This window comes from Amycolatopsis sp. FBCC-B4732, from assembly GCF_023008405.1.
GTDB classification, from domain to species: Bacteria; Actinomycetota; Actinomycetes; order Mycobacteriales; family Pseudonocardiaceae; genus Amycolatopsis; species Amycolatopsis pretoriensis_A.
In genome coordinates this window covers 2,713,622-2,728,571 of the sequence record NZ_CP095376.1, presented here as the reverse complement: position 1 = coordinate 2,728,571, position 14,950 = coordinate 2,713,622, and the positions used below count along the sequence as shown (strand labels likewise).

General features: G+C 70.2%; 9 protein-coding genes. 5 read left to right on the top strand and 4 right to left on the bottom strand.

The window, feature by feature from the left end; genetic code table 11:
- Positions 1-42: 42 nt before the first annotated feature.
- The 4 genes from MUY14_RS11620 to MUY14_RS11605 all read right to left on the bottom strand — a co-directional run bounded on the left by MUY14_RS11620 (position 43) and on the right by MUY14_RS11605 (position 7,917).
- Positions 43-1,851 (bottom strand): glycoside hydrolase family 6 protein, encoded by a 1,809-nt coding sequence (locus tag MUY14_RS11620; protein ID WP_247022979.1) that lies wholly within the window; start codon positions 1,849-1,851, stop codon positions 43-45.
- Positions 1,852-1,883: 32 nt separating this feature from the next.
- On the bottom strand, positions 1,884-3,461 hold the full coding sequence (locus MUY14_RS11615) for a cellulase family glycosylhydrolase (protein WP_247022977.1): 1,578 nt from the start codon (positions 3,459-3,461) through the stop codon (positions 1,884-1,886).
- Between the two features lie 10 nt (positions 3,462-3,471).
- A complete protein-coding gene (locus MUY14_RS11610) occupies positions 3,472-6,402 on the bottom strand; it encodes a glycoside hydrolase family 48 protein (protein WP_247022975.1) in 2,931 nt (976 codons plus the stop codon).
- A 519-nt stretch (positions 6,403-6,921) separates the two neighbouring features.
- Positions 6,922-7,917, bottom strand: coding sequence for a LacI family DNA-binding transcriptional regulator (locus tag MUY14_RS11605; RefSeq protein ID WP_247025113.1), 996 nt, complete (start codon positions 7,915-7,917; stop codon positions 6,922-6,924).
- Between the two features lie 250 nt (positions 7,918-8,167).
- On the opposite strand from MUY14_RS11605, the gene MUY14_RS11600 reads away from it, so the two are divergent.
- The 5 genes from MUY14_RS11600 (at position 8,168) to MUY14_RS11580 (ending at position 14,934) form a co-directional block, all read left to right on the top strand.
- A complete protein-coding gene (locus MUY14_RS11600) occupies positions 8,168-9,469 on the top strand; it encodes an ABC transporter substrate-binding protein (protein WP_247022974.1) in 1,302 nt (433 codons plus the stop codon).
- A 4-nt stretch (positions 9,470-9,473) separates the two neighbouring features.
- A complete protein-coding gene (locus tag MUY14_RS11595) occupies positions 9,474-10,463 on the top strand; it encodes a carbohydrate ABC transporter permease (protein WP_247022972.1) in 990 nt (329 codons plus the stop codon).
- Entirely contained in the window at positions 10,460-11,332 is an 873-nt protein-coding gene (locus MUY14_RS11590; RefSeq protein WP_247022970.1) for a carbohydrate ABC transporter permease, read from the top strand. Before MUY14_RS11595 ends, MUY14_RS11590 begins: the two co-directional genes overlap by 4 nt.
- Positions 11,329-12,741, top strand: a complete 1,413-nt coding sequence (locus MUY14_RS11585; protein ID WP_247022969.1) for a GH1 family beta-glucosidase — start codon at positions 11,329-11,331, stop codon at positions 12,739-12,741. The genes MUY14_RS11590 and MUY14_RS11585 overlap by 4 nt, the downstream gene beginning before the upstream one ends.
- Before the next feature lie 426 nt (positions 12,742-13,167).
- Positions 13,168-14,934, top strand: a complete 1,767-nt coding sequence (locus MUY14_RS11580; protein WP_247022968.1) for an IlvD/Edd family dehydratase — start codon at positions 13,168-13,170, stop codon at positions 14,932-14,934.
- Positions 14,935-14,950: the final 16 nt, after the last annotated feature.

Here is a 14,950-nt window from a genome sequence, read left to right as displayed (position 1 = left end):
GGCCGGGCGGCGGCTGCGCGGCACCGCCCGGCCCGGAAACCGTTACTGCACCGCCGGGTAGGCGTTCTGGACCAGTTCCTCGAACTGGGCCTGGAACCACTTGCCCGACAGCGGCGAGTTCGGCAGGGCGCCGGTCAGGTTGCCGCCGTTCGCCTGGTCGCTGCCGTGGAAGGTCGGGTCGCACATCCGGTCGAAGCCCTTGCCTTCGTCGTTCGGGATCTGCGAGCTCGCGCCGTCGGACTCACCCGGCGGCTTGATCCAGACGTAGGCGTCGAAGTGCGCCGCGGGCGAGGCCGTCGGCCGCGTCCCCAGCCCGGCTCCGCTCTGGTTGCACCAGTTGCCGCGGTGCAGCCGCCGGTCGACCCGGCCGGAGTTGACGTAGCTGTCCACAGTGGACCCGGACGCGCCGCTGGGCCGGGCCGCGCCGCCCCAGCCGTTGCGGGAGGTGTCGATCAGCATGCCGATGCCGCTCGGCAGGCCCGCCGACACGAATGCGTTGTACATCGCCGTGGCGAACGGCACCTCGGCGAAGTACGGGTTCCACTGGTAGAACGTCGCCGACCGCAGCGGCTGGCCGCCGACGTTGAGGCTCGAGTCGGGCAGGTTCGGCTCGGTCAGCGGGGTGTAGTTCGCCGTGTCGCTGATGAAGCCGTCGATGCTGCTCACCCCGGCCGTGGTGCCCTGCAGCACCTGCTTGACCAGGTTGACGAACGGCTGGAAGTTGCTGTCCCAGCCCAGCCACGCCGAGTGCGCGATGTCCAGGTAGTTGTAGACGTTCGAGATCGCGTGCAGCTTGTTCAGCGCGTACTGGATGCCCTGGGTGTACGCCCCGGTCGACTGTGCTTCGGCGCACTTGGCCGTCGCGGTGTTGGTGATCAGGTTGGGCAGCGAGTCCGGCTCGACGACCGCCACGACCCGCAGCGGCGCGTACTTCGCGTCCGAGAGGATCGACGCGATCGGGTCGATGTACTCGCTCTTGTACCGGGCCAGGCCGCCCGAGCCCGCCTGCAGCTCACCGTTGGACGCCAGTGCCGCGCAGTCGCGGTTCGGCAGGTCGTAGACGACGATCTGGATCGTCACCGGCGTGCCGCCGCTCTGCTGGGCCAGCGCCGCGTCGAGGTGCCCGCGCAGGCCGCGCGCGCTCGACGTGCCTTCGATGGCCGCGATCCGGTCCAGCCACACCGCGGTCGAGGTGTTGGCCACCTTGGCCATCTGGGCGCCGAGCGTGCCGCCCTTGGCCGCGGCCGCCGCGCTCACCTCGGCCGACCAGTCCGGGTTCACGTACCCCTTCGAACCGGCGTACGGGTTGTCCACGTGGGTGCCCGGCTGCGGCGTGGTCGTCGGCCCGGTGGGCGTGGTCGGGGTGGTCGGCGTGGTGGGGGTCGTCGGCGTCGTCGGGGTCGTCGTCGAGCCGCCCGTGCTGCCGTCGCAGACGACGCCGTTGAGCGTGAACGTGCCGGGGACGGCGTTCGTGCCGGAGTACGAGCCGTTGAAGCCGAAGCTCGCCGTCGCGTTCGAGCCGAGCGCGCCGCCCCACGACGGGTTCTTCGCGCTCACGTGCTTGCCGCTCTGGCTGAACGTGGCGCTCCAGCCCTGCTGCACCTGCTGGTTGCCGGCGAAGTCCCACTGGACGTCCCAGCTCGTGAGGGCGTCGCCGAGGTTGGTCACCGCGAGGTTCGCGGTGAAGCCGGTGTCCCACTGGTTGGTGGTGTAGGTGACCTTGCACCCGGTGGCGGCGGTCGCCGGGCTGCCGCCGGCCACCAGCAGCCCCGCGACGACCGCGGCGGCCGTCACCGAGGAAGCCGCGGCGAGCCGCACTTTCCTCTTCGGGGACCAGAATTCACTCCTCATCGAGTGTGCTCCTTCGTGTTCGGTGGACGGGGTCAGGTGGTGCACGCGGTCGCGCCGACGGCGAAGCCGCCGGGCGAGCCGGTCGAGGCGCCGGTCGCCTGGAAGCCGATCGACGTCGAAGCGCCGCCGGCGAGGTCGGGTGCCCAGGTCGGCGCCTTGGCGGTCGCCTGCTGCCCGGACTGGGTGACGGTGGCGCCCCAGCCCCCGGTGATCTGCACCCCCGAAGGCTCGGTCCAGCCGAGCGCCCAGGTCTTCAGCGGCGCGGTCCCGGTGTTCTTGAGGGTCACGGAGGCGACGAACCCGCCTTGCCACGTGTTGTCGACGTGGTAGGTGACCGAGCAGCTCACCGCGGGCGGCGGATCGGTCGTCCCGCCGCCGGAACCCACCGGCGGGATCAGGTAGGGCTGCAGGATCCCCTGCTTGACCTGGTTGACCGTGGTCCAGTCGTCGTTGAGGATGCCGCCGGTGTCGCCCGAGTTCGGGTTCCACGACCAGTACGTGAAGCTCATCCCGGTGGGCCCGGTGCCGGCGTACTTCATCAGCTCCTGCAGCCAGGTCTTGTCGCGCGGGTCGGCCAGCGTGCTGCCGAACTCGCCGAGCAGCACCGGCGCGATGTTCTGCTTCTGCAGGTAGCCGAAGAAGTGGTCCCACAGTGCGGGCAGGTTAGCCGGGAACGACGGGTCGGAGAACCACGGCTGCGCGAACACGGAAGTCGCGTACTCGTGCGCCGAGTAGACGAGCTTGTCCGGCTTGGACAGCCGCACCGGGAACTGCTTGGCCCCGGACAGGTTCCCGCCCCACCAGCCGCACTGCGGGTCGCCGGTGCCGCTCACGCAGTCGACGCCTTCGACGATGACGAGCCAGTCGGGGTTGGCCGAGAGGACGGCGTTGCCGCCGCGTTCGGCGGCCAGGCGCCAGTCGGTCGCGGTGTCGCCGCAGCCCCAGCACGCTCCCCCGCCGCCCTGGATGGCGTGGGGCTCGTTGTGCAGGTCGGCGCCGATCACCGTGGTGTTGCCCTTGTAGTGCTGGGCCAGCATGGTCCAGTCCGACAGCCACCGGCTCTCGGGGTAGGCGCTGGTGTACCAGAGCGGGGACTGCGCGCCGGAGTCCGGCCGGTGCTGGTCGAGGATGACGCGCATGCCCTTGGTGCCGGCGTAGGCGATGATCTTGTCGAGCACCTGCAGGCCGGAAAGCCCTTGCAGGTCCGGGTTCTGGACGGCGTCGATGCTGGTCGGCTTGACACCGCTGTCGAAGAGCTGGTTGGAGTACGGGAGCCGCAGCGTGTTGTAGCCGAGGCTCGCCATCTGGTCGAGCATGTCCTTGTAGTTGCGGCTCCACAGGCCGTGCGGCGAGTAGTTGCCGGTTTCGGCGCCGAACCAGTTGACGCCGGTCATCCGCACCGGCGCACCGGTCGCGTCCACGAGCTGGGAACCGCTGGCGTGCCAGTAGCCCGTCCCGGTTCCCGAGGCCGCACTTTCACGTGAAAGTGCGGACCCCAGGTGGGCACTTTCACGTGAAAGTGCGGGGGCGGGGGCCGCGGCGGCCGGGGACGCCGTGAGAACGGCGCCCCCGACCAGTGCGGCGACCACCAACGAGAGCAGTCGCTTCATCGAGTGCCTTTCAGCCGAACAGGGCGACGTGCGCGGCGAACGCCGTGGCGATCTCCGACTGCGCCCAGAACCGGTGGTAGGTGAACGTCGGCGCGGCGCCGCCGTCCAGGTAGGCCTGGACCTTCGGCCACTGCGGGTCGCTCTTGTAGAAGGAGCGGATGGATCCGAACGTCGAGCTGGAGTTGATCGGGTCGCCGTTCGGCATCGTGCCCGTCCAGCCGGTGGGGACGTACAGCCCCTGGTCCGTGGTGGCGTTGTAGGCGTCGTCGAACCGGTTGTAGTCCGTCCGGGTCTCCGGCACCGCGATGCCCTGGGTGTCGGTGTTCGCCGACAGCGCGGTCAGCAGCTGCTCGCCGACCGTCTTCGCCTGGGCGTTGCTCGACCCGGACGCGTAGTAGAGCAGCGTCTTGGCGAGCGAGGCCGCGACCCCGACGTCGTTGCTGTAGTTCTTCACCGTGACGTGCAGGCTCGTGTTCGAGCCCGGGCTGGTCGCGTTCCAGGTGTCCGGCGCGCCGCTCCAGCCCAGGTCCGCCGGGATCTGGAAGCTCCCGCCGGCCCCGACCGTGGTGTTCGCGATCGCCCAGGGCACCCACTTGTCGAGGATCTTCTTGGCGCGGGCGTCGTTCGTCGCCTGGTAGTACTCGGCGATCCGCTCCATGCCCCACGTCTGGAAGCCGAACCACTGGTTGCTCGGCGGGTCGTGCCAGACCGGCTGCTGGTCGTAGAACATCCCGTAGAACGTCGGCGTGCCGGACGGCGGGGTGCCGTACTGGCCTTCCCAGCTGTTGGTCGCGCCGCCGGCGAGCCCGCCTTCGGACGACTGCAGCCACTGCAGGAACTCCAGCTGCCGGCCGAGGCTGGTCGCCCAGTCGCTCGCGCCGGTGGCCGAGGTGACCTTCAGGCCGGGGTCCGCCGAAAGCGCGTACGCGGCCAAGGGGTTCTGGTAGCCCTGGTGGGCCGCGCCGTCACCGATCCGCCACGCCCAGGCGCTGGACGAGTCCATCGAGCCGCCCCAGGCGTAGTACCAGGAGACGAGGTAGTGCTCGCTGTCCTTGCCGGTGCCCGCGGCGCAGCTGGACGCGCCGACGCAGTTGCCGATCTTCTTGAAGTACTTGTCGAACAGCGAGTACCGGAGGTAGTCGCCCATCTTCGACGCCTTCTTGACGACCGCCGAAACGTCCGCGCTCTTGCCCTGCGCGGCCGCCCACTTCTCGGCCTGGAAGGCCACCTGCACGGCGCGGGCGTCCGCGTCGGGCGCGTTGGTGTACTTCCACTGCTTCGCGTACGACGAGTCGCCGGTGAACAGGTCGAGGTAGCCGTTCTTGCCGCCGAACTTCAGCACGTCGCAGCTGGGCTGCGTGACCGTTTCCCAGACCGATTCCTGCGAACCGCGCTGGAAGGTGTTGATGAACGCCGGCGCGGTGTTCGTGCCGTCTTCGCAGTGGCCGAACTTGTAGATGTTGTCCACGTCGAGCAGCCAGTGCATGCCGTAGACGTCCGCCGAGCCGTAGGCCGCCTTCAGCTCCGCCGCGATCGGGTCGGCCCCGACCGAGACGTTCGACTGCAGCTGCGACGGGTACTGCTTCGGGCTCGGGTACTCGGCCGCGTAGGTCGCCGGCTTGCTCGCGTTGTAGCCGGAGTTGCCCGGCTGGTCGGCCGCGGACGGGATCGCGTAGGTCTCGATCGACGTCCAGGCCTGGTTGAACGGGGCCCAGTCACCGGTGATCCGGCCGTAGGACGCCTCCAGCCACAGGTAGTAGCTGAACGCCTCCGACGTCGTCTCGTGCCCCTGGTCCGGCGCCTCGACGATGAGCGTCTCGATCGAGTGGTAGGGCACCAGGATGTTCCCGAACTTGCGGAAGTAGCCGTTGTTCGGGTCCTTGATCTTGTTGTACTGCGTGAGGAACGCGAGCTGGTAGTCCGAAGTGGACGACGAGATCTCGTTCACCGTCACCGTGGCCGCGGTGTAGCCGGAGCTGCTCGCGGTGAAGGTGGCGCTGCCCAGCGCTCCCCCGTTGTCGGCGCTCGTCACGGTGACGTTCTGGGGGGTGTTCCAGTTCGTCGTCGAGAAGGTGACGCTCGTGGGGCTCGCGGTGAGGTCGGTGCTGCCCGCCGTCCGCGCGACGGCGACGGTCACCGGGGCGGTCGGCGCGCCGGCGAGGCTGACGGCGAACGTCGCCGTGCCGCCCTGCTTGACCTGCGCGGTCGCCGGGGTGGCGACGATCGTGGGACCGGACAGCACCTTGACGCTGACCGGGCTGGACGACGTGCTCGCGCCCTTGTTGTCGTAGGCCTTCGCGGTGACCGAGTACGTCCCGGCCGGGACGTTGCCCCAGCTGCCCTCGAACGGCGCGGCCGTGTCGGTGGCCAGCAGCGTGTCGCCGGCGTAGAACTCGACCTTGCTGACGGTGCCGTCGCTGTCCGCGGCGGTCGCGGCGAGCGGGATCGTCGCGGGGGCGTAGTAGGTGCCGGTGGACGTGGGCGCGGTCAGGGTGACGGTCGGGGCCTTGTTGGCGCCGGTGCACGCGGTGCCGTTGACGGAGAAGTCGGCCGGCGGCCGGTTGGCGGAGCCCTTCGAGCCGTTGAAGCCGAAGCTGGTGCTCGCCCCGGTGCCGAGGTGGCCGTTGTAGGACAGGTTCGACGCGGTGACCGCGGCGCCGGTCTGGGCGAAGGTGGCGCTCCAGCCCTGCTGGACCTTCTGGCCGTCGAGGAAGGTCCAGCCGACCTTCCAGCTGTCGAGCGGCGAGCCGTCGTTGCGCAGCGAGACGTTGGCGGTGAACCCGGAGTCCCAGTCGTTGGTGGTGTAGGTGACGGAACAGGCGACATCGGCGCCGAGCGCCGGTGGTGGGGCGATCAGCGCGGCGGCGGCCGCGACCACGGCGGTGGCCAGGGCCAGGCCGCGCGAGCGGCGCGTTCTGCGCCATCGGGGAGAGGAACGCATGGCTGCGGAACTCCTTTGTCCGTAGGGAGCCAGCGATCTGGGAGCGCTTCCAGGCGCAGACGGTAGCCAGCCGGAAACCTGGATGTAAAGAATCGAGTCAGAAGGACACCCCGGCCGCCGACGTCACTTCTGCGCACGGGGCGAACGACGGTCCGCTGAACACTCCTGAACAGCTCCACCCGATAGTGGGTGCCTCACTCGTTCGGCGCAGTCTTGTGGTGACTTGGAGTGGTGAGGAAACGCCGTTTAGCGCCGAAGGCGTACATCTCGGCCGGAAGGGTGACACCTATCGACGCCGTCGACCGGACCCACGGTTTGAGCACGCGAGAGATCGGCGCACGCCCGAATGGCGGCAGCGCGTGAAACGGGCGGACTCGAAGGGCGGGTCGATGCGGGCCGGCTGCGGCCGTGCACACCCTCGCCTCCGCCGGTGCGGGAATTCAGCTCGAGGCGCGCACCGCCGAGGGCCGCCCGGCGGGAGCGGCCCGAACGTCAGCTGGAGGCGCGCGCAACCGAACCTCAGCTCGAGGCGCGCACCGCCAGCGAGACCGGCAGGACCTGCTGCCGCGGTTTCAGGCTCTGGTCGTCGAGCAGCTGCAGCAGCGTCTCCACCATCGCGTGGACCTGCTCGCGCGGGTCCTGGTGCACCGACGTCAGCGGCGGGTCCATCGCCGGGGCGAGGGTCGCGTTGTCGTCGAAGCTGACCACCGCCACGTCGGCCGGGATGCGGCGGCCCGCCGCGTCCAGGGTGCGCAGTGCGCCCACCGCCATCATGTCGCTCGCCACGAACACCGCGTCGAGGTCCGGGTGGCGGGCGAGCAGGGCGGACATCGCGTTCGCGCCGCCGGACAGCGTGAAGTCGGCCTCTTCGACCAGGTCGGCGGGGTCGAGGCCGGCGTCGAGGAGGGTCTTGCGCCAGCCGGCGAGGCGGTCGATCGAGGCGCTCTGGTCCTGGGGCCCGGCGATCGTGCAGATGCGCCGCCGCCCGGCCGCGACCAGGTGTTCCACCGCCAGGCGGGCGCCGCCCTCGTTGTCGAAGTCGACCACGTGGACGCCGCGGCGGATGCCGGCCGCCTGGCCGCCGAACACCACCGGGATGCGCAGCAGGCGCAGTGCCTTGGGGAGCGGGTCGGCGCGGTGCGGCGCGAACACCAGCGCGCCGTCGACGTGCCCGCCCTCGAGGAACCGGACCGTCTTGCTCAGGTCTTCGCGCGTGTCGCTGAAGATCAGCACCATCTGGCGGCCGATGTCGGCGAGCTCGCGGTACCCGGCGCGCATGACCGACGTCCGGTACGGGTCGTCGAGGAGCCGGGCTTCCGGCTCCGAGAGCACCACGGCGATCGCGCCGGTGCGGCGGGTGACCAGCGAACGGGCCGCCTGGTTGGGGGAATAGCCCAGGTCACGGGCCGCGGCTTGGACCTTCTCGCGCGCCGCCGCGCTGACGTACGCGTCGTCGTTCAGCGCGCGCGACGCCGTCGACCGCGAGACGCCGGCGAACGCCGCGACGTCCTCCAGCGTCGGCCGCTCTTCATCCCCTGCTCGAGGCCCCACACCTACCGCCCTCGCTCCCTCAACCACCCGGACGTCGACAGCTTAACCGGCAAGCGTGGACGAAGTCCGGGAGCGCTCCTCGCAGGAAACACTCCGGTTACGACCCCTTGACACCGGTGGAGGGCCCCAGCAGACTCTGCGACACCTGGGAGCGCTCCCAGATCGGCTCCCAGCAGTGAGAGCGCTCATTCCCGTCAACAAGGTGGTTGGACACGTGAGAACGATCCGGAACGGCCTGGTCCTCGCACTGGGCATCACGATGACGGCGCTCGGCGCCACGGCCTGCGGTGGCGGTGGTGACCAGACGCCGGCCGCCGCGAACCCGAACGAGCACGTCGAGCTCACGCTGTCGACGTTCACCGAGTTCGGCTACGAGGCACTCATCCCGGAGTACGAGCGGCTGCACCCCAACATCAAGGTCACCCACCGCAAGACCGGCCAGGGCGGCCCGTACCACCAGGACCTCATCACCAAGCTGGCCGCCGGCTCGGGTCTCGCCGACGTCGCCGCGGTGGAAGAGGGCCACCTGTCCGACGTGCTCGACAAGGGCTCGAAGTTCAACGACCTGACCAAGATCGGCCCCGCCGACGCCTCCCCCGACCGCTGGCTCGGCTGGAAGTACGACGCCGCCAAGACCAAGGACGGCAAGGTCATCGGCTACGGGACCGACATCGGCCCGCTCGCCATGTGCTACCGCAAGGACATGTTCAAGGCCGCCGGGCTGCCGGACGACCCCGAGGCCGTCAAGCCGCTGTTCGCCACGTGGGACAGCTACTTCGCCGCCGGCGCCGACTACGTCGCCAAGTCCAAGGGCAAGGCCTGGTTCGACTCGGCCGCGCAGAACTTCAACGCCATGGTCAACCAGCTCCCCCAGGGCTACATCGGCAGCGACGACAAGCTCGCCGTCGAGGGCAACCAGGGCATCAAGGACGCCTGGACCAAGGTCACCGACGCCGTCGCGAAGGGCGAGTCGGCCAAGCTGACCGCGTTCAGCAACGAGTGGAACTCCGGCTTCAAGCAGGGCGCCTTCGCCACGAAGGTGTGCCCGGCGTGGATGCTCGGCGTGATCAAGGAGCAGGCCGGCCCGGAGAACGCGAACAAGTGGGCCGTCACCGCGGCCTTCCCCGGCGGCGGCGGCAACTGGGGCGGCTCGTACCTGACCGTGCCGACGCAGTCCAAGCACCCGAAGGAAGCCGCCGAGCTGGCCGCGTGGCTGACCGCGCCGGAGCAGCAGATCAAGGCGTTCCAGGCCAAGGGCACCTTCCCGAGCCAGGTCAAGGCGCTCTCGGACCCCACGCTGCTGAGCCAGACCGACGCCTACTTCGGCGGCGCGAAGGTCGGCGAGCTGTTCGCCGAGCAGGCCAAGAAGGTCCAGAAGCCGCAGTACAAGGGCCCGGGCGACGGCCAGATCCAGGAGAACGCCTCCAGCCCGGCGCTGCAGGCGGTCGAACAGGGCAAGTCGGCGGCGGACGGCTGGCAGCAACTGGTCGACCAGGCGAAGAAGATCACCCGCTGACCTCATGACCGTCATCGACAAAGTCGCGCCGGAAGGGAGCAAGGCCGGGGAGCGCACGTCTCCCCGGCCCACCTTCCGGCACAAGCTGAGCCGGTGGGACGTCAAGGTATCGCCGTACCTCTACGTCGCACCGTTCTTCATCGTGTTCGGGATCGTCGGGCTGTTCCCGCTGCTCTACACCGCGTACGTCTCGATGTTCGACTGGAAGGCCGGGGACGACAACCCGGAGTTCATCGGCTTCGACAACTTCAAGGAATTGTTCGCCGACAGCCAGTTCTGGAACGCGCTGGCCAACACGGTCAGCATCTTCCTGCTCTCCAGCATCCCGCAGCTCGTCATCGCGGTGCTGCTGGCGGCCCTGCTCGGGGCCCGGCTGCGCGGCGCGACCGGCTGGCGCGTCGGCATCCTGCTGCCGTACGCGGCCAGCCTCGTCGCGATCGGCATCATCTTCGCGAACCTGTTCGGCCCCAAGTACGGCCTGATCAACGGCGTCCTGCAGACCATCGGGCTGGACCCGATCGACTGGCAGGCCAGCCGCTTCGGCAGCCACGTCGCCATCGCGATCATGGTGAACTGGCGCTGGACCGGCTACAACGCCCTGATCGTGCTGGCCGCCATGCAGGCCATCCCGAAGGAGCTGCACGAGGCCGCGCTGATCGACGGCGCGGGCATGTGGCGGCGGTTCACCGCCGTCACGCTGCCGCTGCTGAAGCCGACGCTGATCTTCGTCACGATCACCTCGACGATCGGCGGCCTGCAGATCTTCACCGAGCCCAAGCTGTTCGACGCCATGCCCGGGTCGAACAACGGCGGCTCCACCAACCAGTTCCAGACCGTGACGCTGTACCTCTACCAGTCGGCGTTCGAGAACTACAACCTCGGCTACGCCTCGGCGATCGCCTGGGTGCTGTTCGTGATCATCGTGCTCATCGCGCTGGTGAACTTCTTCCTCACCGGCCGGCTGGCGCGCACCCCGGCGGTGAAGAAGAAATGACGACCCTGCAGAGCAGAATCCGCAACGCGGACATCCGGAAGTCCGTCGCCACGCTCGGGAAACCGCGCAAGGCGACGTACATCGTGCTCGCGATCTTCGTGCTGGGCTCGCTGTTCCCGTTCTACTGGTCGTTCCTGGTGGCCAGCCGCGACAACGGGATGCTCACCGAACGCATCCCGCCCTTCGTGCCCGGCGGCAACTTCTTCGCCAACGCCGCCCGGGTGTTCGACACCGTCCCGTTCTGGAAGGCGCTGGCCAACAGCGTCATCGTGTCCGGCACGGTGACGCTCACGACGGTGCTGTTCTCGTCGCTGGCCGGGTTCGCCTTCGCCAAGCTGCGGTTCAAGGGCCGCAACGGGATGTTCGTGTTCATCGTCGTCACGCTGGCCGTGCCGACGCAGCTCGGCATCATCCCGCTGTTCATCGCGATGTCGGAGCTCGGCTGGGCGGGCGGCCTGCAGTCGGTGATCGTGCCCAACCTGGTCACCGCGTTCGGCGTCTTCTGGATGCGTCAGTACACAGTGGACGCCCTGCCGTACGAGCTCATCGAGGCCGCGCGCGTCGACGGGTGCAGCATGATCCGGATCTTCTGGAACGTCTGCCTGCCCGCCGTGCGCCCGGCCGCGGCGATCCTCGCGATGTTCACGTTCATGACGTCCTGGAACGACTTCCTGTGGCCGCTCGTCGTGCTGGACGCGGGCAACCCCACCGTCCAGGTCGCGCTGGAGAAGCTCCAGAGCGGTTACTACGTCGACTATTCGCTGGTGCTGGCCGGCACGACCCTGGCCACCATCCCGATCCTCATCGTCTTCGTCCTCCTCGGCCGCCAGATCGTGGCCGGGATCATGCAAGGTGCCGTGAAAGGGTGAACATGTCCGTACATCCCGACAGCGTTCGGGCGGAGACAGCGCTGATGTTCCCGACCGGGTTCGTCTGGGGCGCTGCCACCGCGGCGTTCCAGGTGGAAGGGGCCACCTCGGCCGACGGTCGCACCGACTCGGTCTGGGACGTCTTCGCGCGCCGTCCGGGTGCGGTCGTGGGCGGCGACACCGGCGACCCGGCCGCCGACCACTACCGCCGGTACAGCGAGGACGTCGCCCTGATGCGACGTCTCGGCCTCGGCGCCTACCGCTTTTCGCTGGCCTGGCCGCGGGTGCGGCCGGACGGCGGCGAGCCGAACGCCGCCGGGCTCGGCTTCTACGACCGGCTGGTCGACTGCCTGCTGGAGGCGGGCGTCCAGCCGTGGGCGACGCTCTACCACTGGGACCTGCCGCAGGCGCTGGAGGAGAAGGGCGGCTGGACCTCGCGGGACACCGCCTACCGGTTCGCCGAGTACGCCGAGACGGTGCTGGAGCGCCTCGGCGACCGCGTCGCCAGCTGGTCGACGCTGAACGAGCCGTGGTGCGCGGCGATGCTGGGCTACGCGGGCGGCATCCACGCGCCCGGCCGCACGGACCACCCCGCCGCCGTCGCCGCGACGCACCACCTGCTGCTGGGCCACGGGCTGGCGATGGACGCCATCCGCCGCCACGCGCCGGGTGTCCCGGCCGGGATCACGCTGAACCTGTACCCGGTCGCCCCGCACGACCCGGCGAACGTCGCCGACGTCGCGGCGGCCCGGCGCATCGACGGCCTGCAGAACCGGCTGTTCCTCGACCCGGTCCTGCGCGGCGGCTACCCGGACGACCTGGTCGCCGACCTGACGCCGTTCGGGCTCGCCGACGTCGTGCGCGACGAGGACGCGGCGGTCATCGCGGCCCACGTCGACTGGCTGGGCGTGAACTACTACCGCGACTACCGCGTCGCGGGCCGCCCGGTCCCGGGCAGCGAGCCGGCGGGCCCGGAGTGGGTCGGCGCGGGCGACGTCCACTTCGTCCCGGACCCGGCGGCCCCGCGCACGGATTCGGGCTGGGAGGTCCAGCCGGCCGGACTGACGGAGTCGTTGCTCCAGGTCCACCGCGGCTACCGGCGGGTGCCGCTGTACATCACGGAGAACGGCGCGGCCTACCCGGACGTCATCGCCGACGGCGGCGAGATCGTCGACACCGACCGGGTGACGTTCCTGGACTCCCACCTGCGAGCGGCGCACGACGCCCTGGCGGCGGGGGTGGACCTGCGCGGGTACTTCTACTGGTCGCTGCTCGACAACTTCGAGTGGGCCGAGGGGTACGCGAAGCGGTTCGGGCTGGTGCACGTGGACTACGCGACCCAGGTGCGCACGCTGAAGCGCAGCGCGCAGTGGTACTCCCGGGTGATCGGGATGAACGGCCTGGGCTGAGCCCTGGAGGTTCGTGGCGGCCACCGGCGCGGGTGGCCGCCACGATCCCGCGCCGTGGGCGTTCGCCTGGCCGAGGGATCCGGGCCAGGCGGACGCCCGCACCCGGCGGTCCGCGGCTCGCCCGAGGGTCGCGAACGACTCATTCGCGACCGCCAACGCCCCCAATGAGTCATTCGCGGCACCACCGCCCGGCGCCGCGGATCGCCGCCACGACCCCCAGCGAGGGATGCAGCACGACCCGAGGGATCGGCCCGGCCGACGCCCGCACCGGCAGCCCGCGGCGCACCGAAGGTCGCGAACGACTCATTCGCGACCACCAACGTCCCCCAATGAGTCATTCGCGGCACCACCGCGCCGCCTGGTGCCGGAGCCGGGGTGGGCGTGAGGGGCGTGCATTCCGGCGCCGCCGTTGACAGACTGCACGGTATGGGACTGCGCAGCGAAGCTTGGTTCGACAACCCGGCCGACCCCGGGATGACCGCGCTCTACCTCGAGCGGTACATGAACTGGGGTCTCACCCGGGAGGAGCTGCAGTCCGGCAAGCCGATCATCGGGATCGCGCAGACCGGCTCCGACCTCACCCCCTGCAACCGCCACCACCTCCAGCTCGCCGACCGCACCCGGGAAGGCATCCGCGAGGCCGGGGGGATCGCCATCGAGTTCCCCGTGCACCCCATCCAGGAGACCGGCAAGCGCCCGACCGCCGCCCTGGACCGGAACCTCGCCTACCTCGGGCTCGTCGAGACGCTCTACGGCTACCCCATCGACGGCGTCGTCCTCACCACCGGCTGCGACAAGACCACGCCCGCGTGCCTGATGGCCGCCGCGACCGTGGACCTCCCGGCCATCGTGCTGTCCGGCGGGCCGATGCTCAACGGCTGGTACAAGGGCGAACGCACTGGTTCCGGCACCATCATCTGGAAGGCGCGCGAACTGCTCGCCGCCGGGGAGATCGACGACGCCGGGTTCATGGAGCTCGTCGCGTCGTCCGCGCCGTCGCCCGGGCACTGCAACACCATGGGCACCGCCTCCACCATGAACGCGCTCGCCGAGGCGCTCGGGATGAGCCTGCCCGGCTGCGCCGCCATCCCCGCGCCGCACCGCGATCGCGCGCGGATCGCCTACCTGACCGGACGCCGGATCGTCGAGATGGTGCACCAGGACATCAAGCCGTCGGACATCCTCACGCGCGAAGCGTTCGAAAACGCCATCGTGGTGAGCTCGGCGATCGGCGGCTCGACCAACGCGCCCATCCACATCGGGGCCATCGCCCGGCACATCGGCGTCGACCTGCCCCTCGACGACTGGCAGCGGCTCGGCCACGCCGTCCCGCTGCTGGTCGACCTGCAGCCCGCGGGCAAGTACCTCGGCGAGGAGTTCCACCGCGCGGGCGGTGTCCCGGCCGTCGTGCACGAGCTCATGCGGCACCACCTGATCCACGAAGACGCCCGCACGGTCAACGGCCGCACGCTCGGCGACAACTGCCGCGACGCCGAGGCCGGCGACCGGGACGTCATCCGGACGTTCGACACCGCCCTCACCGCCGACGCCGGGTTCCTCGTCCTCAAGGGCAACCTCTTCGACGCGGCCATCATGAAGTCGAGCGTCATCTCCCCCGAGTTCCGGCGCCGCTACCTGGCCGGCGGGGTCTACGAGGGCACCGCGGTCGTCTTCGACGGCCCGGAGGACTACCACGCCCGCATCGACGAACCCGGTCTCGGCGTCGACGAGCACTCGCTGCTGGTCATGCGCGGCACGGGCCCGCTCGGCTACCCGGGCTCCGCGGAGGTCGTGAACATGCGGCCGCCGGCGGAGCTGATCAAACGCGGCGTGCACGAGCTGCCCTGCCTCGGCGACGGCCGCCAGTCGGGCACCTCCGGCTCGCCGTCGATCCTCAACGCCTCCCCCGAAGCCGCGGCGGGTGGCGGGCTGGCCGTCCTGCGGACCGGCGACCGGGTGCGGATCGACCTGGCCGCGGGCACCGCCGACGTCCTCATCCCGGACGACGAACTCGCGGCGCGCCACCAGGAGCTCGCCGAAGCGGGCGGCTACCCGGTGCCGGAGTCGCAGACGCCGTGGCAGGAGATCCAGCGGTCGATGGTCGACCAGCTCTGCGACGGCATGGTGCTGCGCCCGGCCGTGGCGTACCAGCGGATCGCCGAGACGAAGGGCATTCCGCGCGACAACCACTGACTTTCCGGTGAAGGAC